Origin of the sequence: Winogradskyella luteola (genome assembly GCF_019203985.1) — a bacterium.
In the GTDB taxonomy this organism is placed as follows: domain Bacteria; phylum Bacteroidota; class Bacteroidia; order Flavobacteriales; family Flavobacteriaceae; genus Winogradskyella; species Winogradskyella luteola.
Genome location: NZ_JAGSPD010000008.1, coordinates 88,695 through 108,280 on the forward strand (window position 1 = coordinate 88,695; position 19,586 = coordinate 108,280).

The following is a 19,586-nucleotide window of genomic DNA, read 5'->3' on the forward strand; positions in this document are numbered from 1 at the left end:
ATTAACAAGAAAATGTCAATTTATTCTTGAGCCGTTTCAGCTGCAGGTGTTGCTCCCTCTTCAGTTGTTGTTTCTTCTCCTTCTTCTTCATCTCCTTCTTCTTCCTCATCAACAATTGCCAATCTACTACGTCTTACTTGACATACAACCGTATTGTCCGGATGGAGGAATTTATAATCTTCATTCTCTAACTCTGTGATATAAAGCTTGGTTCCAATTTTTAATGGAGTAATGTCTACTTCAATAAAATCTGGAAGCTTAGATGGTATAGCCTTTACTTTGAGTTTACGGAACGGTCTTCTTAAATTCCCGCCGTTTCTTACACCTATTGAAGTACCTGTAACCTGTACAGGAATATCCATAGTGATCGGTTTGTTTTCAAAAATTTGATAGAAATCTATATGAAGAATTCTATCTGTTACTGGGTGAAACTGAATATCTTGCATTACAGCATTATATTCTTCTCCATTATCTAAGGCAATCACAACTGTATGCGCATTTGCGGTGTATACAAGTTTAGAGAATGCCAATTCTGGTGCAGAGAAATGTAGTGGCTTGTCTCCTCCGTATAATACGCAAGGAACCTGACCAGCATTACGTAAGGCTTTTGTTGACGTTTTGCCTACGCTTTCTCTTTGAGATCCATTGATTGTAATTGATTTCATTTTAGAAATTTTAGTTTATATTATTAATTACCTCATTTTGAGGGCTGCAAATTTAAAAATATATTATTGAAATACTACTGTTTCTAAGCTATTTTTTGCTTGTTAACTGCCAAATAGTACTAGATGATGTTTTTTTGTTTAGTAAATAATTTTAGAAAACGGAGTCAGTGTTTCTATTTACATTACAAATTTGTTACTAATGGATTTATTATAATGAACGTTCTGCATCACTTCAGCAAATAAATCAGCACAGCTTAAAACTTTAAGTTTTTTGCTGGTTTGTTTTAATGGAATTGAATTTGTGACAATTAATTCTTCGAGCTTAGAATTTTCAAGTCTTTCGTAGGCACTGCCAGATAAAATAGGGTGAGTACAAATAGCACGTACACTTTTAGCACCACGTTCCATCATTAGATCCGCAGCTTTTGTAAGTGTACCAGCGGTATCAACCATATCATCCACTAAAACTACATTTTTCCCTGTTACATCTCCAATAAGCTCCATGTGAGAAATAACATTGGCTTTTGCACGTTGTTTATAGCAAATTACAACATCGCTTTTTAATGCTTTGGAATAGGCATAAGCGCGTTTAGAACCTCCCATATCCGGTGAAGCAATGGTAAGATGATCTAAATTGAGGCTTTTTAAATATGGTAAGAATATGGTTGAAGCAAATAAGTGATCGACAGGTTTTTCAAAAAAGCCTTGTATTTGGTCAGCATGGAGATCCATTGTGATAATTCGAGTAGCTCCAGCCGCTTCTAACATTTTAGCCACTAACTTGGCAGCAATTGGAACCCTTGGCTTGTCTTTTCTGTCTTGTCTTGCCCAACCAAAATAAGGCATAACAGCAGTAATGTGCCTAGCTGACGCTCGCTTTGCAGCGTCGATCATTAAAAGCATCTCCATCAAATTTTTTGGGCCAGGATGCGTAGAGCCTATAATGAAAATTCGTGTGCCTCGTATAGATTCTTCATAAGAGGGCTGAAACTCTCCGTCGCTATAAGTCGATGTTATAACATTTCCTAGTGTTACCCCATAAGCAGCAGCAATTTGCTCTGATAAATCTTTACTTTGAGTGCATGTGAATATTTTTGCTTCTATAGTGTTGTTAAGCATTTGTAATCAAGGGTTTTATGGGTTGTTAGTTATGTTTGGTAAGCATCAAATTTAGAAAAATATTTGTTGTGTTAACATATTAAGCTTACTAATTTCAATAAATGGTTAATTTATTGTTGTTTAATAACGTTTTAGAATATGGTGTTTACATAAAAACCTCTCATCCAATGAAAATGATGAGAGGTTTTATATTTGATTGCTTTTTTAGCAATGACTTATCCTACTGTAGCTCTTTTAAATCCGGTAACTTCAACATCACCATAAGACTTCACATATTCAGCAACAGTTTTCTTTTCATCTTTAATAAACTTTTGATCTAATAAACATTGTTCTTGATCTAAAGTTGTATTATCAGAAATAAAACGCTCCATTTTACCAGGTAAAATTCTATCCCAGATTTGCTCTGGTTTACCTTCGGCTTTCAACTCAGCTTTAGCAGCTTCTTCAGCTTCAGCTAAAACTTCAGGGGTCAATTGTGCCATAGAAATATACTTAGGTACATTCTTTAAAGTTTTACCTAAGCGTCCTAGTTCGATATTATCTTTTTCAATAACAGCAATACGCGCTTCAGTTTCTGAGGCCACATATGCAGGGTCGAAATCTTTGTAAGATAACGTCGTCGCTCCCATAGAAGCTACTTGCATAGCAATATCCTTTACTAAAGTTTCAGCGTTGTCTACTTTGGCAGATAAACCTACTAATGCTGCAATTTTATTAATATGAACATATTGCCCTACAAAAGGAGCATCTAGTTTTTCAAAAGCTGTTATATCTAATTTTTCACCGATTACACCAGTTTGCTCAGTTAATTTTTCAGCAACTGTCATTTCACCGAAATCACCTGCTAAAAATTCTTCTTTTGTATTATAGTTAAGTGCGATTTCTCCCAATTCATTGGCAAGCTTAACAAAGTTTTCGTTTTTACCTACGAAATCAGTTTCGCAACCTAAAACGATAGCAACACCTGATGTGTTATCAGCGTTTATTTTTGCAACAGCTGCACCTTCAGAAGAATCTCTATCGGCTCTTTTTTCTGCTACTTTTTGACCTTTTTTTCGTAAAACTTCAATGGCTTTATCAAAATCACCACCAGCTTCAACTAAAGCTTTTTTACAATCCATCATACCAGCACCAGTTGCTTGTCTTAGCTTGTTTACTTCTGCTGCTGTAATTTTTACAGTATTTTCCATAGTTTTTAAAATTTAAAAAGTCATTCAATTAATTTTCAAGTTGAAAAGAATTAAATGACTTTTAATATTGTGTAAATGTTATTTATTCTTCTTCTTGAGCAACTACTGGAGCTTTTTCAGCTTTCTCTGCTGTGGTTTTTGCTTCAGCTTTTGCTTTGTTGTCTTTGTCAGCACGTTCTGATTTTCTTTCATTTAATCCATCTTCTACTGCAGATGTTACGATAGATAAAATCTTGTTAATAGATTTTGAAGCATCATCATTTGCAGGGATTAGATAATCAACCTCACGTGGATCAGAGTTAGTATCTACCATTGCAAAGATTGGAATATTTAATTTCTGGGCTTCTTTAATCGCAATGTGCTCGCGCATAATATCAACGACGAATAAAGCACCTGGCAAACGTGTCATGTCAGAAATAGAACCTAAATTCTTTTCTAGCTTAGCACGCAAACGGTTGACTTGTAAGCGTTCTTTCTTAGATAAAGAGTTGAATGTGCCATCTTTCTTCATTCTGTCAATAGAAGCCATTTTCTTAACGGCTTTTCTAATTGTAACAAAGTTGGTTAGCATTCCACCTGGCCAACGCTCTGTAATATAAGGTTGGTTTACAGCACCTGCTTTTTCTGCAACAATGTCTTTAGCTTGTTTTTTAGTAGCTACGAATAAGATTTTCTTTCCTGATGCTGCAATTTTACTTAATGCTGCACAGGTTTCTTCAATTTTAGCTGCTGTTTTGTAAAGGTTGATAATATGGATACCGTTACGCTCCATATAGATGTATGGAGCCATGTTTGGGTTCCACTTACGTGTGAGGTGACCAAAGTGCACACCTGCGTCTAGTAGTTCTTTTACTTCTACTTTTTCCATTTTTGTAATAGTTTACGTTCTGTTGAATTAGCAATGATTAAGTGGTTGCTTCCGCGCGCCTTAACCATTTAGATGCTAAACTAAACTCTCACACATTGATGTGATGAGCAACAATAACTGGTTTATTCTGAACTCGTTTCAGAATCTTTAATTTCAATAAAATGCCATTTCGTGGCGGGTTTTGAAGATGGTTTTTAATTCTATCTTCTCTGTCATTTCGAGCGTAGTCGAGAAATCTTATGAAGATCTTTTCGACTGCGCTCAAGGTGACAGTTGGAACTTGAAAAACAAATCCCAAAGTTTGTGTTGGATATTAACGTTTAGAGAACTGGAATTTCTTACGCGCTTTCTTCTGTCCGAATTTTTTACGCTCTACCATTCTTGGATCTCTAGTTAATAGACCTTCTGGCTTTAATATTGCTCTGTTTTCAGCATCTAACTCGCACATGGCGCGAGATAAAGCTAAACGTATTGCTTCTGCCTGGCCGGTGATACCACCTCCATATACGTTAACAGTAATATCAAAGTTGCCATCATTGTTAGTCATGGTTAAAGGTTGGTTTACTTTGTACTGCAATGGTGCAGTCGTAAAGTATTCCGCCATGTCTTTTTTGTTCACGGTAATGTTACCTTTTCCTTTGGCAACATACACACGAGCAACAGCCGTCTTTCTACGGCCAATTTTGTGAATTACTTCCATTAGTTAATTTCGTTTAAATTAATTGCCTTTGGTTTTTGAGCTTCGTGAGCGTGCTCAGTACCAGCGACAACAGTTAAATTTCTAAAAAGAGCTGAACCTAATTTGTTTTTAGGCAACATTCCTTTTACTGACTTTTCTACTAATCTGGTTGGGTCTTTCTCAAACATTTCAGTAGCAGTCAAGCTTCTTTGACCACCTGGATAACCTGTGTGACGGATATAACTTTTATCTGTCCACTTATTACCAGTTAAGTTGATTTTTTCTGCGTTTACAACAATAACGTTATCACCGCAATCAACGTGTGGCGTAAAGTTAGGCTTGTGCTTACCTCTTAAAAGTATTGCTACTCTTGAAGCTAAACGACCTAAAGTTTGTCCTTCAGCATCAACTAAAACCCACTCCTTATTAACGGTAGCTTTGTTAGCAGAAACTGTTTTGTAGCTTAATGTATCCACACTAATTTGATTTAATATTGTGCTTCACAGCACAAAAGATTATACATTCCTCTTCCGAAAAAGAGTTTGCAAATTTACGATAAACTATTGGATTACCAAATGCTATGAACTATTTTTTTAACCTGATAATCAGTAGGTTTTAGCATTGCTTTTTTGGTTTAATCTTTTGTGGCTCTAGAGAGTCTGTCATTGATGGATTTACCAAGACCTTCATCTGGAAATTTTTCAGCAATAATAATATCCAAATCTTGTTTATCTAACTGATGCAACGCATCATAAAGCTTTGATGCTGCTTCTTGAAGGTTCTTTTCTTTAGACAACACGAACTTAAAAGCTACATAATTTTCATCAAAAATATCACTATAAACGAGCAAGCCTATTCGTTTGCCTATGTTTTTTTCAATCTCTTCTTTAAGATTATCAGTTAATATGGTTTTTGTTTTTGGAGCATAGTGACGCTCGAGCATGCCGGGAGCATTTGGCTGAACCTTGCCTGGACTTTGATTTAGATCAGCCGAACTATTTTTGATTTCAATTTTCCCAACGACTTCTTCAATAGCTTCGAGCGGAGTAGAGCCCAGACGGTATATAATGGGTTGGTTATTTTCAAATCCTATAATAGTAGATTCTATTCCACTTTTGCAAGCTCCACCATCTAACACCATTTTAATGGTATTTTTAAAATAGGCTTCTACATGTTCTGCGGTCGTTGGACTAATACTGCTAAACGGATTAGCACTTGGTGCTGCTAAAGGAAAATCTAATTGTTTTAAAAGTTCTAAAGTCAATGGATGATTAGGAACTCGCACGGCAACAGTATCCTTTTTTGCAGTTATTACATCAGGGATTGTATTTTTCTTTTTTAGAACCAAAGTCATCGGTCCTGGCCAAAAAGCATTGGCTAACAATTCTGCTTTTTTAGGAACGTGCTCAACAATTTTTTCTAGATAATCTAACGAAGGTATGTGGACAATGAGGGGATTAAAAAAGGGACGTTGTTTGGTTTTAAAAATAGAATTGATGGCTTTTTCAGAATAGATATTACCGGCCAAACCATAAACCGTTTCGGTAGGGATGGCAACGATGTCTTCTGCATTTAATAGCGAAACAGCCTTTGATATGTCTTTTGAAATAATGCTCATTGTCTATTAACTGCAAAATTAATCTAAAAAAGAGGAAGTATTTATTTTAGTTCACTTAGGTAACGATGAATCATGCTTACCACTACCGAGCCTTCACCTACAGCTGAAGCAACACGTTTTACAGAATCGTGCCTTACATCACCAACGGCAAAGATTCCTGGTATGCTTGACTCAAGGCTCTGTGGCTCACGGTTGGCGTAAATATCGCATTTCATCAAATCTTTGTTAATGAGCATTTGTCCCGTGCAGATAAAACCTTTTTCGTCTGTTATAACAATACCATCCATCCATTGTGTATTGGGTTTTGCGCCAATAAATGAAAATACGTTAGAGACTTCCATGTCTTGTTCTTTACCTTTATTTGAAATAACAATGGACTCTAGGTGGTGCTCACCTTCAAGTTTAGTGATCTCGGTATTTCTAAGTATTTGTATTTTTTCTGAAGCTTCTAAGCGTTGTACGAGATAGTCACTCATTTTTGCGCCCAAATCATTACCTCTTATCATTACATAAACCATTTTTGCATGATTGGATAAAAACATAGCTGCTTGACCTGCTGAATTTCCGCCACCAACAATGACGACAGGTTGATTAATGCAGTTACTTACATCCATTCCTGTAGCAGAATAGTAAATACCGCTTCCTTCGTAATTACTGATATTGTCAATTGGTAAACGTCTGTATGCCGCGCCAGTGGCAACAATAATGGATTTTGATTTTATTATTTTATCGTTTGTTGCACATACCGTAAAATAATTTTTATTGTACTCTAAACTTTTAGCACGATGTGGAATAGAAATATTACAGCCAAATTTTTGAGCTTGTATATAAGCTCTATTGGCTAATTCCCCACCAGAAATGCCTGTTGGAAAACCTAAATAATTTTCAATTTTAGAGCTTTTACCTGCTTGTCCTCCTGGTGATTCACTATCTATTGTAACAACTTCTAATCCTTCTGAAGCTGCATATACGCTTGCAGCTAAGCCTGCGGGTCCAGCTCCAATGACCAAAACATCAAATACTTTATCCTCAAAATCCATAAGGACTCCACTATACCTTGCAACTTCATCTACAGATGGTCGGACACAAACCTTAGATTCGCTATTGATTAAAATGGGTAAATCATTTTCAGATAAATCAAAACTTTTTAAAAGTTCTAAAGCTTCGTCATCTGAATCTGTATCAATGAAATTATGCCAAATATGATTTTTTTCGAGAAAATCCCTAATTTTATATGTTGCATTTGATTTACCTGACCCTACCAGTTTTAAACCACCAGACATTTCGGATAGAACAGTTTGTTGACGCAATAAGAATGCATTTAACAGAACATCACTAATGTCGCTATTTTTGGAGATAGCTTCTTTTAATTTGTTTGGTTTTATGCGAAGAAGACTTGTATTAGGTAAAGTATCTGCATGAAATTGGGCAGACCTATTAGATAACATACCACTGTCTCCTGTAAATTCATATTTGCCATGGGTAACTATTGTTGTTTTATTGTATGGGTCGTTAATATCTACAGCTCCTTTAAGAATAACAAAAAAATCGTAAAGGTTATCACCAAGCGCAAATACTCTGGTCGGATTTTTATAATCTTCTATCGAGCCATATGCTTTGAGTTTAGAAACTTGGTTATGTGTTAATTCTGGAAATCTTGGATCTTTCACGTTTTAATATTTTTTAATTGATTTGTGTTGGTAGCACCATAACCATCGTTCATTAGGTTCTGTAGAACTAGCTACAGGATGATTTTCAGTTTCAGCATGTTTACTGGCATGTTTATTTGGGGAGCTATCACAACATAGAGTTGCGCCACAGGTTTGACAAGTTCTTAAATGCAACCATGAACTTCCAGTTTTTATACATTCATCACATTGGTAGATTTTTGCTTTTTTTTACATCAGTGACATCATTTAGATCTTCGCAGATTTTAGCTTTAAATTTTGGCATTGAAGAAAGAGTTTATAATGTAAAGGTAATGAAAGAAGACATAAGTTTTTAATCACTTTGCATTAAAAAAAGCATTGAAATTATTTTGGTTAAATCGATAAAATTTCTTATATTTAATTGAAATGGTGTCTAATTTCAGTTTTATAAAATGATAAGTGTTATTTGTAATTAGGCACGATTTTTGACCTACAGAATAGTATTAAGGTTTTTGAACTTTAATGCCCGACCAATCACTAATTAAAAATATATATATTATGAAACACTTAACTATACTATTAATTTGCTTTTTAATGGTTTTTTCAATTTCTAACGCTCAACAAAAAACCAAGACAGTGATAGCCGGAACGGTTAAAGATTCTTTGGGACAACCTGTGAATAATGCAATTATATTTCTCGATGATTCAAAAACAAGAAAGACAACAAACAAGAAAGGGGAATTTAAAATAAAAGTAAAAAAGTTGCCAGAAACAGTATCTGCATTCTCTGAGGACAAAGGTTTCGAAACTGTGAGTTACGATTCTATCGTTAGTATTAAATTTAACACAAACAGTTTAAAGAAAGGTGAGTATGTAACCTTTTTGGCTAAGTATTCTAATAAAAAGAAAAACTCTTCTAAAAACCAACAGGTTTTTACAAACATCTATGATTATCTTAGGGCAATGGCACCAATGCTAAGAATTAGTGGTCCCCCCGAAAATCAAATAAGGGTAAGGGGATATGATTCTAGCTTTAATAGCTCTAATGAACCATTGTTTATTGTTAATGGAAACCCAACTCGTGTCATTGAAGATATTATACCAGCCTCCATAAAAAGTGTTTCTGTACTCAAAGATTCTAGCGCAGCAGCTTATGGAGCAAGAGGAGCAAATGGTGTTATAATTATAACCACAAAGTAATTTAACTCATCTAGTTGTTCAGTTGGTTTTTTTTAGGTGTGGTAAGATTTTAATTAGAATTTAAAGAAGCAATTCTCTAATATAGGTCTTTTCACTAATGCGCCTCCAACCAATTTTCACCAATATCTAAATCCACATCCAGAGGTACGGAAAGCTTGTGTGCATTTTCCATTTCGGTCTTTATGATTGATTTGAGATGGTCTAATTCTGGTTTATAGACATCAAAAACCAATTCGTCATGTACTTGTAGGAGCATTTTGGATTTATAGTTAGAGTCTTCAAGTTTGTTGTGAATATTAATCATGGCAATTTTGATAATATCTGCAGCACTACCCTGTATAGGTGCGTTGACAGCATTTCGTTCTGCTGCACCACGTACGACGGCATTGCGGGAGTTGATGTCTTTTAAATAACGCCGACGACCTAAAACAGTTTGTACATAACCATTATCTCGGGCAAAATCAACTTGTTTGCTTATGTAAGCTTTTAATTTTGGGTAAGTCTCATAATAGGTGTCAATCAATTCTTTAGATTCTGAGCGTGTAAGACTGGTTTGGTTACTTAAACCAAATGCTGAGACACCATAGATAATTCCAAAATTAACTGTTTTGGCATTACTACGCTGTTCTCTAGTCACTTCAGCAATAGGCACATTAAATACTTTTGATGCTGTAGAAGCATGAATGTCTTCCCCATTCCTGAAAGCTTCAATCATTGTTTTCTCTTCACTTAAAGCAGCAATGATGCGTAATTCTATTTGCGAATAATCTGCCGCCAACAGAATATAATCGTCATTTCTTGGTATAAAGGCTTTTCTAACTTGACGACCCCGTTCGGTACGTATAGGGATATTCTGTAAGTTTGGGTTGTTACTACTTAAACGACCCGTGGCAGCGACAGTTTGCATATAATCAGTATGTACACGCCCTGTGCTTTCTTCAACTTGCAATGGCAGAGCATCAACATATGTACTCTTTAATTTGCTGAGCCCTCTATAGTCTAAAATATCCCGAATGATTTTATGATCTTTTGCTAAATAGCTCAATACATCTTCAGCTGTTGAGTATTGACCAGTTTTTGTCTTTTTAGGTTTATCTACCAATTTCATTTTTTCAAATAAAACCACACCTAATTGTTTTGGAGAAGCAATATTGAATTCTTCACCAGCAGCTTCGTATATACTTTTTTCGAGGTCAGCGATATCATTATTTAGTTCTTCCGAAAGCGATCCTAAAAAGTCTTTATCCAAGTTGATTCCTTCTAATTCCATTGTCGCAAGAACACGTAAGAGAGGGACTTCGATCTCGTTAAATAACCTTTGAGTATTTGCCTCTTGAAGTTCTTTTTCAAAATGCTCCTTAAGTTGTAATGTAATATCTGCGTCCTCTACGGCATATTCTGTTAGTTTGTCTAGAGGAACATCTCGCATAGATAGCTGATTCTTTCCTTTTTTACCGATCAATTGTGTAATTGAAACTGGAGTGTAATTTAAATAGGTCTCTGCAAGTACATCCATATTATGTCGCATATCGGGATTAATCAAATAATGCGCTAGCATAGTATCAAACAACTTACCTTTAACTGTAATGTTGTACTTAGCTAAAACCTTAATATCGTACTTTAAATTCTGACCAATTTTTTCAATAGATTCGTTCTCAAAAAATGGTCTTAATTCTTCGACTAGAGCTTGTGCTTCGTCTCTGTTTTTTGGAAATGGCAAATAAAAGCCTTTACCAGTTTCCCAAGAAAATGCAATACCGACCAATTCTGCAGTCAAAGGATTGAGGCCTGTTGTTTCAGTATCAAAACATACAGATGTTTGATTCATTAAGTTTTTTACAAACAATTTCGTAGCCATACCAGAAGCCACACTTTGATAAAAGTGCGATGTAGTTTCTGCTGTTTTACGTGCGAATTCTGAAACAGTTTCAGAATCTTGGTCGCTGGGTGTAGTCGAGGTACCAAATAAAGAAAACTGACCAGCTCCAGCACTTTTTGAAATTGAAGATGAACTTGCCTTTGAAGACGACGCTAATTTTTTGGTTGTACTGGAAGTTTCGGTGGTCGAAGCAGTAGCGTCGGCTGAAAAGGTCTTTAAAAAATTATCGGTTAATCTTCTAAATTCTAAATCTTGAAAAATTTGTTTTACTTTTTCAACATCAGGATGGTCAAGTTCAAAATCCTTAGCATTGAAATCAACAGGTACATCGAGCATAATGGTAGCCAGCTTTTTAGACAAAAGACCGAGTTCCCCATTAGCTTCAACTTTTTCTTTCATTTTTCCTTTTAGCTGGTCTGTATTGGCTAGTAGACCTTCCATACTGCCAAATTGATGGATAAATTTCTTAGCTGTTTTTTCACCAACACCAGGCAAACCGGGAATGTTGTCGCTAGAATCTCCCATCATACCTAAAAAGTCAATCACTTGCATTGGTTCTGTGACTTCAAATTTTTTCTGTACCTCAGGAATTCCCCAGGTTTCATAACCACCACCAAATACGGGTCTGTACATAAAAATATTTTTTGTAACCAACTGTGCAAAATCTTTGTCTGGTGTTACCATATAGGTCTTGTAGCCTTCTTTTTCGGCTTGTCTAGAAAGTGTACCAATAACATCATCGGCTTCATAACCTTCCTTAACCATAATAGGAATATGCATGGCTTTCAAAATCTCATAGATGTAAGGTATAGCGGTTTTAATACCTTCTGGTGTTTCATCACGATTTGCTTTATAGGCATCGTACATTTCTATACGATCCACGCTTCCTCCTTTATCAAAACAAACTGCTAAGTGGTCTGGTCGCTCACGTTTTATAACGTCCAATAATGAATTCATAAAGCCCATTATGGCTGAGGTATCTTCACCTTTAGAATTGATTCTCGGGTTTTTTATAAAAGCATAATAGCCACGGAAAATTAGGGCATAAGCATCAACAAGGAAGAGACGTTTTTGGTCTGACATGGAATTAAATTTTGAAGTCTATAAAACTACAAAAACTAAAGTGTTTATTTAAAAAGCAATTTGTAATTTTCCAAAATCAATTTTTAAGTGTGAAAGCCCATAATGAGCATTAGGCAGATGATGCCTAATATGAAATGACATATTTAAATGACTAAAAAAGCAGATTATCACAAAAATTTAAATAAATGAAAACATATGCAATAGCAATCCATGGTGGTGCAGGAACTTTAGTAAAAGGTATGATGACACCAGCGTTAGAAGCAAACTATAAACGGGCTTTAAAAAATGCTTTAGATGCCGGTTATAAAAATTTGGAAGATGGTAAATCTGCTATTGAAGCTGTTGAAATTGCTGTAAAGCTATTGGAAGATTCGCATTTATTTAACGCAGGAAAAGGCTCTGTCTTCACTGCTGAAGGCACTCACGAAATGGATGCGGCTATAATGGATGGCAAGACCTTAAATGCAGGAGCGGTTTCATTAATCAAAGGAATTAAGAACCCTATCTCACTGGCGAGAGATGTGATGGAAAAAAGTGAGCACGTATTTTTGGCAGGAGACGGAGCTATGCAGTTTGCTAAGCAGTTGAATTATAAGCGAGAGGATGCTAATTATTTTTATGATGAATTTCGCCATAAGCAATGGTTGGAAATAAAGGATACAGATAGTTTTCAATTAGATCACTCAACTAAGAAAGATTCAAAATTTGGGACTGTTGGTGCAGTAGCTTGCGACCAATATGGCAATATTGCAGCCGCTACATCAACAGGTGGCATGACGAATAAAAAGTGGGGGCGAGTTGGGGATTCGCCAATGATAGGATCCGGAAATTATGCTAACAATAAAACTTGTGCTGTAAGTTGTACAGGAAGTGGTGAGTTCTTTATCAGAGGTGTGGTGGCTTACGATGTATCTTGTCTAATGGAGCATAAGGAAATGAGTTTAGAAGCGGCTTCAAAAGAAGTTATCTATAAGCGTATCTTAGAAATAAATGGCGATGGAGGATTGATCGCTGTAGATGCTGAGGGAAATATTGCCATGCCATTTAACACCGAAGGTATGTACAGAGCTTGTAAATCTTCAAATGGAAAAGAGGATATTTCAATTTACAAATAGTGGAAGTTCGGCATTTGGGTAATACTGATTTTAATGTGATTATGGAATGCTTTCTTTCAGCATTCGAGAATTATTTTGTAAAAATGCCAACAGATTATCATTTTTATCACAAACGCTGGAAAGCTGCCGGTGTAAGATATGATTTGTCCTACGGGATGTTTGATAGTAACAAATTGGTGGGTTTCATTATCAATGCTATTGGTCAACGCCAAGATGACTTAACAGCCTATAATTCTGGCACAGGAATTATCCCAGAGTATAGGGGACAACGTATTGTAAAGTCTATTTATAATTATGCTATTCCTCAATTAGTTAAAAACGGCGTTACAAAATGCCAACTCGAAGTTATTACCAAAAATGAAAAAGCTATAAAGTCTTATCAAGGCATAGGGTTCAAAATCTGTAAACGTTATAAGTGTTATAAAGGAACGCTTTCAACCGACAACAAGAAAGGTTTTGTTTTAAACAAATTTTCTTACAAGGCTGTGGATTGGGATGCGTTTCCAAATCAAGATTTGTATTCTTGGGATAATCAAAAAGAGAGTTTGGTACAGGCAAATTATGAGTGCTATCAAGTACAAGTTGAAGGTCAATTACAATCGTATTTTATAATGGATTCCCAAAGTGGCTATATTGCTCAGTTTGAAGTTTTAGAGGATTCAGTTTCTCAATGGCAAAATCTATTTTCAGCGATACAATCCATAAATCAAGATGTAAGAATCAATAATATTGATAACCGATTGACCAATAAAATTAGAGCGGTTAAAGCAGCTGGGCTAGAAAGTACAATCGACCAGTTTGAGATGGAATTATATCTTTAATGGTATAAAATCCTTATTGACTTATCTTCATATTAAAAATAAAACAGGTAAATTCTTTCCTTTTTAAAACATATCTGATAAGATAAAAAGGCTTCAAATAAAAGGAGCTTCAATTGGTAGAACTTCAACTTTCTTCTTTTTAATATTAAAGCGGTCACCATTAGATAAGATATGTGTTCTTAAATTGGTTAAAGACATTGGTGTGCCTTCTTTCAAAATTTTATGATTGTTATGCTTTATTTTTCTGCCATCAAAAACAATCACCATTCCAGAGCCAATGACCTCAAAAGTATTATTCTTAATAATTAATCCGGTATCTTCAGCTAAACCCAATCCCACTAGATTTGGGAATTTAGCAACAGCTTCGGAAACTCTACCGAAACGACCACGTCTAATAAAGTGAGTGTCAATTATTAATTCAGGAATAAGACTTAGACCTTTGTATATTTTTACAGCACCTTTGACGAAAGATTCGGAAGCACTTCCGCCAGCAATCATTTCATTAGCCATGGCCATAGCGCCAGCGCTTGTGCCAGCAATTACGAAGCCTTTTTCGTTTTTATAGCGTTCGGCCAAAATACGATGAATGCTTGTGCCTCCGATTTTGTCTGCAATTTTAGATTGGTCTCCACCAGAGAACATTACACAATCAGCATGTTTAATTAAAGAAATGGCTTTCTCAGTTTCAGAATCTTCCTTAGACCGAATATCTAAAACTTCAACATTTTCACAACCTAAAGTGGAAAATGCAATCAAATAATTTTCACCAACTTCAACAGGAATACTCGATGCGGTAGGTATAACTACAATATTGGCATCAATACCACCAGCTTCCCTAACTACGTGAAATAGAATGCCTTCCTCAATAAACTCAAGTGTGTACATTTCATCTGCTTCAATACCTTTATCTTCATTTCCGCCGATCGGTATTAAAGTACCCTTAGCCTTCTGCATAATTTTAATCTAAAATATTGCGTAAAAATAACCCAAATTTTTTATTGAAAAATACTATATTTATAATCTTTCACTAACAAAACCAACTACAATGGAGATAAGAAGTATAAACGCTATGCGAGGACCAAATTATTGGTCTATTAGAAGACATAAGTTAATTGTAATGGTATTAGACCTTCAGGAAATGGAGGAATTGCCATCTAATAAAATAGAGGGTTTCCCTAAACGATTAAAAGCTATGTTTCCTTCAATGTATTCTCATCGCTGTTCAGAAGGTTGTGAAGGCGGCTTTTTTATGCGTGTTGATGATGGAACTTGGATGGGACATGTAATTGAGCATATTGCCTTAGAGATTCAAACACTTGCGGGAATGGATACAGGGTTTGGACGCACACGGGGCTATGGAGAAGAAGGGGTTTATAATGTTGTGTTTTCTTACATGGAAGAATCCGTTGGTCGTTATGCCGCTAAGGCCGCTGTTAGGATTTGTGAAGCTTTAATTGCTGGAGAGGATTATGACTTGGCAGAAGATATTCAGGAAATGCGTGAGCTTCGTGAGGCTGATCGCTTAGGTCCAAGTACGGGTTCAATTGTTGAGGAAGCAGAAGCTAGGGGTATTCCTTGGATTCGATTAAATAAGTATTCGCTGTGTCAGTTGGGTTATGGGGCCAATCAAAAACGAATTCAAGCAACAGTTACTTCAGAAACGTCATCTATTGGTGTTGAGCTTGCTTGTGATAAAGAAGATACAAAATATCTTTTAGAACAAGCTGAGGTAGAAGTACCCAGAGGAGATATTATTCGTCGCGAGCGAAGTTTAGAAGAAGCCTGTCGTTATGTTGGTTACCCGTTAGTGATTAAGCCTATCGATGGAAATCATGGTAGAGGTATTACAGTAGATATTCGGAATTATGATGATGCTCTAGTCGCTTTTAGGCATGCTAAAGAAAGCTCTCGAAGCGGGGCTATTATTGTTGAGAAGTTCATCGTTGGAGAAGACTATAGATTATTGGTAATTAATAATAAGCTGGTAGCTGCGGCTTTACGTTCACCAGCGCATGTAGTAGGTGATGGAAAATCGACAATACAGGAATTAATTGATGAAGTAAATAAAGATCCGCGTCGTGGTTACGGTCATGAAAAAGTATTGACACAGATTTCAGTTAATGAATTAACCCAAACTATTATTAAGGATGCAGGATATACTTTAGACTCTGTATTGGCTGATGGCGAAAAGCTAATCTTAAAAGATACCGCTAATTTGAGTACAGGCGGAACAGCAGAGGATGTTACAGATATTGTGCACCCTGCGAATGTGAGTATGGCAGAGCGTATTTCAAAAATTATTGACTTGGATATTTGTGGTATTGACGTTATGACTACAGATATTTCTAAACCTTTATCTGAAACAGGCGGTGCAGTTTTAGAAGTCAATGCAGGTCCAGGATTTAGAATGCACTTAGCACCAACCACAGGTTTGCCCCGTAATGTAGCAGCACCTGTTATCGATAAATTATTTCCTGTAAAGGGTGATACAGGACGTATTCCTATTGTAGCTATCACTGGTACCAACGGAAAAACAACCACGTCTCGCTTAATTTCCCATATTGCAAAAATGAAAGGCTATCGTGTAGGCTATACGACGAGTGATGGTGTTTATATTCAGAATAGATTATTGATGACTGGGGATTGTACGGGACCTGCAAGTGCAGAATTTGTACTTAAAGATCCTACAGTTAATTTTGCTGTTTTAGAATGTGCACGAGGAGGTCTTTTAAGAGCAGGATTAGGATTTAAAAAATGTGATGTTGCTGTTGTTACTAATGTAGCTGCAGATCATTTAGGTCTAAAAGGAATCCACACAGTAGACCAATTGGCTAAAGTAAAAGGTGTGGTGCCAGAAACAGTTCTACCAGATGGTTATGCCATTTTAAACGCAGACGATGATTTAGTTTACGATATGCGTAGAAGTGTAGATTGTAATGTAGCACTTTTTTCAATGGACGAAAACAATCCAAGAATAAAAGCCTTGCAACGTTTGCATGGAATTACAGCAGTTTACGAAAATGGCTATGTTACTATATGTAGAGGCGAGTGGAAAATGCGAATTATGAAGGCTGAGAACATTCCATTGACCTATGGCGGTAAAGCAAAATTTATGATTCAGAATGTATTAGCAGGAATTTTAGCTGCTCACGTTCAAGGTATAAGCATTGAGGATATGAAAGCTGGTTTAGAAACCTTCATCCCTTCTGCTTCGCAAACACCAGGGAGATTAAATCTATTTAAGTTCAATAACTTTAATATTTTGCTAGACTATGCGCATAATGCCGCAGGAATGCGAGCACTTCAGAAATTTACTGATGAGTTAGAGGCCACAGTTAAAGTTGGTATTATTGCGGGTATTGGAGATCGACGTGTAGAAGATAATAATGAAATGGGTAGTATTGCGGCTGAAATGTTTGACGAAATTATCATTCGACAAGACAAACGTTTACGTGGCAAAACAGAAGAAGAACTTATTAAGATGTTAGATGATGGTATTAAGATGAGAGATCCTAACAAGAAGACTACCATAATTCCATCAGAAAAAGAAGCCATTAAATATGCCGTAAAAAATGCCGTAAAGGGCTCACTGATTATTCTTTGTAGTGATGTAATACCAGATGCACTAAATTTGGTTAAAGAACTCAAGGAAAAAGAATCTAAAGGAGAGTTAAATCTCGTATAATTGAAAAAACAAAAAAGCCGAAACAAACGTTTTCGGCTTTTTAAATGGTTAATAGCATATTGATTAGCAAAGTTTTTTAGTCTTTACTTTAATTTGTAAGCTCTTCCTGTAAGCTTTAATACTTATAATTTCGTTACTTTTCTTACGGTTGATTTTTAAAACTTTAGCCTTAACTTTAGCAGAAATAATAGTTCTTTTAGCTTCTGGCTTTTCAGCTTTAACAGTTTCAACGAGTTCAGTTTCAACATTACTCACAACATCTTGTTGAGCATATCCTGCTATAGACATTGTTAAGAATAATAATATGACTAAACCTTTTTTCATAATTGTTAAATCGTTTTTTGTTTTAACTTCGGTTCAAAGAAACGGTAGATATTTAGTGTGCGTAAAATTTTTGGACGAAACAAGGCGATAATTAGATAACTGACATCTGCTAGTAAAAAACATCGACGAAATACACAAAATGAACTCGTAGCCTTTTAAAATCAGTATTTTTATAGATGAAAAAACTTAAGATTTAGATCAAATGAAGCCGTTTACCAATAATATCGATGAAATGCACCGTATGGGTATAATTTTATAAAAAATAAGTATATAGATGATAGATTATAAAGGTAACCCTTATTTTGATTTGTTTTCAAAACAGAAAGAGAATCAATATAATGTTGCTCAAAGTACATATAGCCAAAGAGTTAAAAAACTAAGTGCTCTTCAACATGCCATTGAGTTCACCTACAGAAAGCAAATTAAAGAGGCTCTACATAAAGATTTGAAACGACCCATTGTAGAATCTGACTTGGTAGCTGTCTATCTTGTTATAAAGGAGATTAAACATGCTAAAGCGAATCTGCATCGTTGGTTAAAGAAGCAAAAAGTGAAAACTGACGTAGTTCTATTTGGTACAAAGTCTTGGGTTAAATATGAACCTAAAGGTGTTTGCTTAATTATATCTCCATGGAATTATCCTATTAACCTTACATTTTCACCCCTTGTTGCTGCGATTGCAGCTGGAAATACTGTAATTATAAAACCTTCTGAAATATCATCACATTGTTCTAATTTGATGTCGACCATAATAAAGGATTTATTTCAAGAAAACGAAATTGTATTAGTACAAGGTGATGTTAAAGTCGCTCAAAACTTATTAAAGTTGCCTTTTAATCATATCTTTTTCACTGGCTCTATACCAGTTGGAAAGATAGTTATGAAAGCTGCAGCCAAACATTTAACCTCTGTAACTTTAGAACTCGGAGGAAAGTCTCCAGTGATAATAGATGCGTCTGTTGATATAAAGTTGGCAGCTAAAATGGTAGTTTGGCTGAAGCATTTTAATTGTGGACAAACTTGCATAGCACCAGACTATGTATTCATACAAGAAAAAATTCTAGAATCATTTATAGTACATTATAAGTTCTATCTAAATAAATTTTATGGTTCAAATGCTTTAAATTCTGAGAGCTACGGACGAATTATAAACGAAAAGCACTTTAATAGGCTCAAATCGTATCTCAATGATGCTAAAACGCATGATGCCGAATTCGTGATAAAAGGAGAGATTATTGAAGAAGAACGATTTATTGGGCCTACCGTAATTTCAAACCTTAAGCTAGAATCACTTTTAATGCAGGAAGAAATTTTTGGTCCAATTTTACCTGTAAAAATATATACAAATAAAGAAGAGGTTATTGAGTATCTTAAAGACAAGGATAAACCCCTAGCATTGTATGTTTACTCAAAATCAAAATCTTTTACCAATCACATTGTTAATAATACCAGAGCAGGCACGACCTGTATTAATGTTAATGGGATACAATTTTCTAACCATCGTTTACCATTTGGCGGAAGTAATAGTAGTGGTATAGGTAAAGCCCACGGTTTTTATAGTTTTAAAGCGTTTTCTAATGAACGTGCTGTGTTGAAGCGTTATGTAGCAGGGCCAATTTCTTTGCTTTTTCCGCCTTATACAAAGCTAAAAGAAAAAATTGCGAAGGCTACCGTAAAGTGGTTTTAAAAAT

At 35.5% G+C, this 19,586-nt stretch carries 17 protein-coding genes; 5 read left to right on the top strand and 12 right to left on the bottom strand.

Translation table 11 applies throughout. The annotated features are described in order from the left end of the window. Positions 1–20: 20 nt before the first annotated feature. The 9 genes from KCG49_RS10960 to KCG49_RS16555 form a co-directional block, all read right to left on the bottom strand. Complete coding sequence (locus KCG49_RS10960) at positions 21–665, bottom strand: 50S ribosomal protein L25/general stress protein Ctc (RefSeq protein WP_218546501.1); 645 nt, start codon at positions 663–665, stop codon at positions 21–23. Between the two features lie 177 nt (positions 666–842). Then, complete coding sequence (locus KCG49_RS10965; protein WP_218546502.1) at positions 843–1,784, bottom strand: ribose-phosphate pyrophosphokinase; 942 nt, start codon at positions 1,782–1,784, stop codon at positions 843–845. Between the two features lie 215 nt (positions 1,785–1,999). Next, a complete protein-coding gene (gene tsf, locus KCG49_RS10970; RefSeq protein ID WP_218546505.1) occupies positions 2,000–2,974 on the bottom strand; it encodes a translation elongation factor Ts in 975 nt (324 codons plus the stop codon). Positions 2,975–3,056: 82 nt separating this feature from the next. Then, positions 3,057–3,842, bottom strand: a complete 786-nt coding sequence (gene rpsB / locus KCG49_RS10975) for a 30S ribosomal protein S2 (protein WP_218546507.1) — start codon at positions 3,840–3,842, stop codon at positions 3,057–3,059. A gap of 313 nt (positions 3,843–4,155) precedes the next feature. After that, positions 4,156–4,542: a 30S ribosomal protein S9 gene (rpsI, locus tag KCG49_RS10980; protein ID WP_218546509.1), complete on the bottom strand. Its 387-nt coding sequence runs from the start codon at positions 4,540–4,542 to the stop codon at positions 4,156–4,158. Further along, entirely contained in the window at positions 4,542–4,997 is a 456-nt protein-coding gene (gene rplM / locus KCG49_RS10985) for a 50S ribosomal protein L13 (protein WP_218546510.1), read from the bottom strand. Before rplM ends, rpsI begins: the two co-directional genes overlap by 1 nt. 158 nt (positions 4,998–5,155) lie before the next feature. Next, a complete protein-coding gene (locus KCG49_RS10990; protein ID WP_218546512.1) occupies positions 5,156–6,139 on the bottom strand; it encodes an L-threonylcarbamoyladenylate synthase in 984 nt (327 codons plus the stop codon). Positions 6,140–6,180: 41 nt separating this feature from the next. Continuing rightward, positions 6,181–7,809: an FAD-dependent oxidoreductase gene (locus tag KCG49_RS16550; protein ID WP_218546514.1), complete on the bottom strand. Its 1,629-nt coding sequence runs from the start codon at positions 7,807–7,809 to the stop codon at positions 6,181–6,183. Positions 7,810–7,812: 3 nt separating this feature from the next. Further along, positions 7,813–8,025 (bottom strand): UBP-type zinc finger domain-containing protein, encoded by a 213-nt coding sequence (locus KCG49_RS16555; RefSeq protein ID WP_439901106.1) that lies wholly within the window; start codon positions 8,023–8,025, stop codon positions 7,813–7,815. A gap of 321 nt (positions 8,026–8,346) precedes the next feature. Here KCG49_RS16555 and KCG49_RS11005 point away from each other — a divergent pair, with 321 nt between their 5' ends. Then, positions 8,347–8,988 (top strand): carboxypeptidase-like regulatory domain-containing protein, encoded by a 642-nt coding sequence (locus tag KCG49_RS11005; RefSeq protein ID WP_218546517.1) that lies wholly within the window; start codon positions 8,347–8,349, stop codon positions 8,986–8,988. Positions 8,989–9,082: 94 nt separating this feature from the next. Here KCG49_RS11005 and polA read toward each other — a convergent pair whose 3' ends face one another. Continuing rightward, a complete protein-coding gene (gene polA, locus KCG49_RS11010; protein WP_218546519.1) occupies positions 9,083–11,950 on the bottom strand; it encodes a DNA polymerase I in 2,868 nt (955 codons plus the stop codon). 185 nt (positions 11,951–12,135) lie between these two features. Here polA and KCG49_RS11015 point away from each other — a divergent pair, with 185 nt between their 5' ends. Further along, positions 12,136–13,065, top strand: coding sequence for an isoaspartyl peptidase/L-asparaginase family protein (locus KCG49_RS11015; protein ID WP_218546520.1), 930 nt, complete (start codon positions 12,136–12,138; stop codon positions 13,063–13,065). Further along, a complete protein-coding gene (locus KCG49_RS11020; protein WP_218546522.1) occupies positions 13,065–13,886 on the top strand; it encodes a GNAT family N-acetyltransferase in 822 nt (273 codons plus the stop codon). Before KCG49_RS11015 ends, KCG49_RS11020 begins: the two co-directional genes overlap by 1 nt. 93 nt (positions 13,887–13,979) lie before the next feature. On the opposite strand, the gene KCG49_RS11025 is transcribed toward KCG49_RS11020, so the two are convergent. Then, positions 13,980–14,840 carry a cyanophycinase gene (locus KCG49_RS11025; protein WP_218546524.1) on the bottom strand — a complete coding sequence of 287 codons (861 nt, stop codon included), beginning with the start codon at positions 14,838–14,840 and terminating at the stop codon, positions 13,980–13,982. A 91-nt stretch (positions 14,841–14,931) separates the two neighbouring features. On the opposite strand from KCG49_RS11025, the gene cphA reads away from it, so the two are divergent. Then, complete coding sequence (gene cphA, locus KCG49_RS11030; protein ID WP_218546525.1) at positions 14,932–17,571, top strand: cyanophycin synthetase; 2,640 nt, start codon at positions 14,932–14,934, stop codon at positions 17,569–17,571. Between the two features lie 63 nt (positions 17,572–17,634). On the opposite strand, the gene KCG49_RS11035 is transcribed toward cphA, so the two are convergent. Continuing rightward, positions 17,635–17,895 carry a hypothetical protein gene (locus KCG49_RS11035; RefSeq protein ID WP_218546527.1) on the bottom strand — a complete coding sequence of 87 codons (261 nt, stop codon included), beginning with the start codon at positions 17,893–17,895 and terminating at the stop codon, positions 17,635–17,637. 274 nt (positions 17,896–18,169) lie between these two features. On the opposite strand from KCG49_RS11035, the gene KCG49_RS11040 reads away from it, so the two are divergent. Beyond that, the gene (locus KCG49_RS11040; protein WP_218546529.1) at positions 18,170–19,582 is read left to right on the top strand and encodes an aldehyde dehydrogenase family protein; all 1,413 of its coding nucleotides are present in this window, start codon (positions 18,170–18,172) and stop codon (positions 19,580–19,582) included. Positions 19,583–19,586: the final 4 nt, after the last annotated feature.

What these genes read in the sequence shown, in the direction of transcription:
- KCG49_RS10990 (WP_218546512.1), bottom strand. Translation starts at nt 6,139, where the DNA reads ATGAGCATTATTTCAAAAGACATATCAAAGGCTGTTTCGCTATTAAAT.
- KCG49_RS11025 (WP_218546524.1), bottom strand. Translation starts at nt 14,840, where the DNA reads ATGCAGAAGGCTAAGGGTACTTTAATACCGATCGGCGGAAATGAAGAT.
- tsf (WP_218546505.1), bottom strand. Translation starts at nt 2,974, where the DNA reads ATGGAAAATACTGTAAAAATTACAGCAGCAGAAGTAAACAAGCTAAGA.
- rpsI (WP_218546509.1), bottom strand. Translation starts at nt 4,542, where the DNA reads ATGGAAGTAATTCACAAAATTGGCCGTAGAAAGACGGCTGTTGCTCGT.
- rpsB (WP_218546507.1), bottom strand. Translation starts at nt 3,842, where the DNA reads ATGGAAAAAGTAGAAGTAAAAGAACTACTAGACGCAGGTGTGCACTTT.
- KCG49_RS11015 (WP_218546520.1), top strand. Translation starts at nt 12,136, where the DNA reads ATGAAAACATATGCAATAGCAATCCATGGTGGTGCAGGAACTTTAGTA.
- KCG49_RS11035 (WP_218546527.1), bottom strand. Translation starts at nt 17,895, where the DNA reads ATGAAAAAAGGTTTAGTCATATTATTATTCTTAACAATGTCTATAGCA.
- cphA (WP_218546525.1), top strand. Translation starts at nt 14,932, where the DNA reads ATGGAGATAAGAAGTATAAACGCTATGCGAGGACCAAATTATTGGTCT.
- KCG49_RS10965 (WP_218546502.1), bottom strand. Translation starts at nt 1,784, where the DNA reads ATGCTTAACAACACTATAGAAGCAAAAATATTCACATGCACTCAAAGT.
- polA (WP_218546519.1), bottom strand. Translation starts at nt 11,950, where the DNA reads ATGTCAGACCAAAAACGTCTCTTCCTTGTTGATGCTTATGCCCTAATT.
- KCG49_RS11005 (WP_218546517.1), top strand. Translation starts at nt 8,347, where the DNA reads ATGAAACACTTAACTATACTATTAATTTGCTTTTTAATGGTTTTTTCA.
- KCG49_RS11040 (WP_218546529.1), top strand. Translation starts at nt 18,170, where the DNA reads ATGATAGATTATAAAGGTAACCCTTATTTTGATTTGTTTTCAAAACAG.
- KCG49_RS10960 (WP_218546501.1), bottom strand. Translation starts at nt 665, where the DNA reads ATGAAATCAATTACAATCAATGGATCTCAAAGAGAAAGCGTAGGCAAA.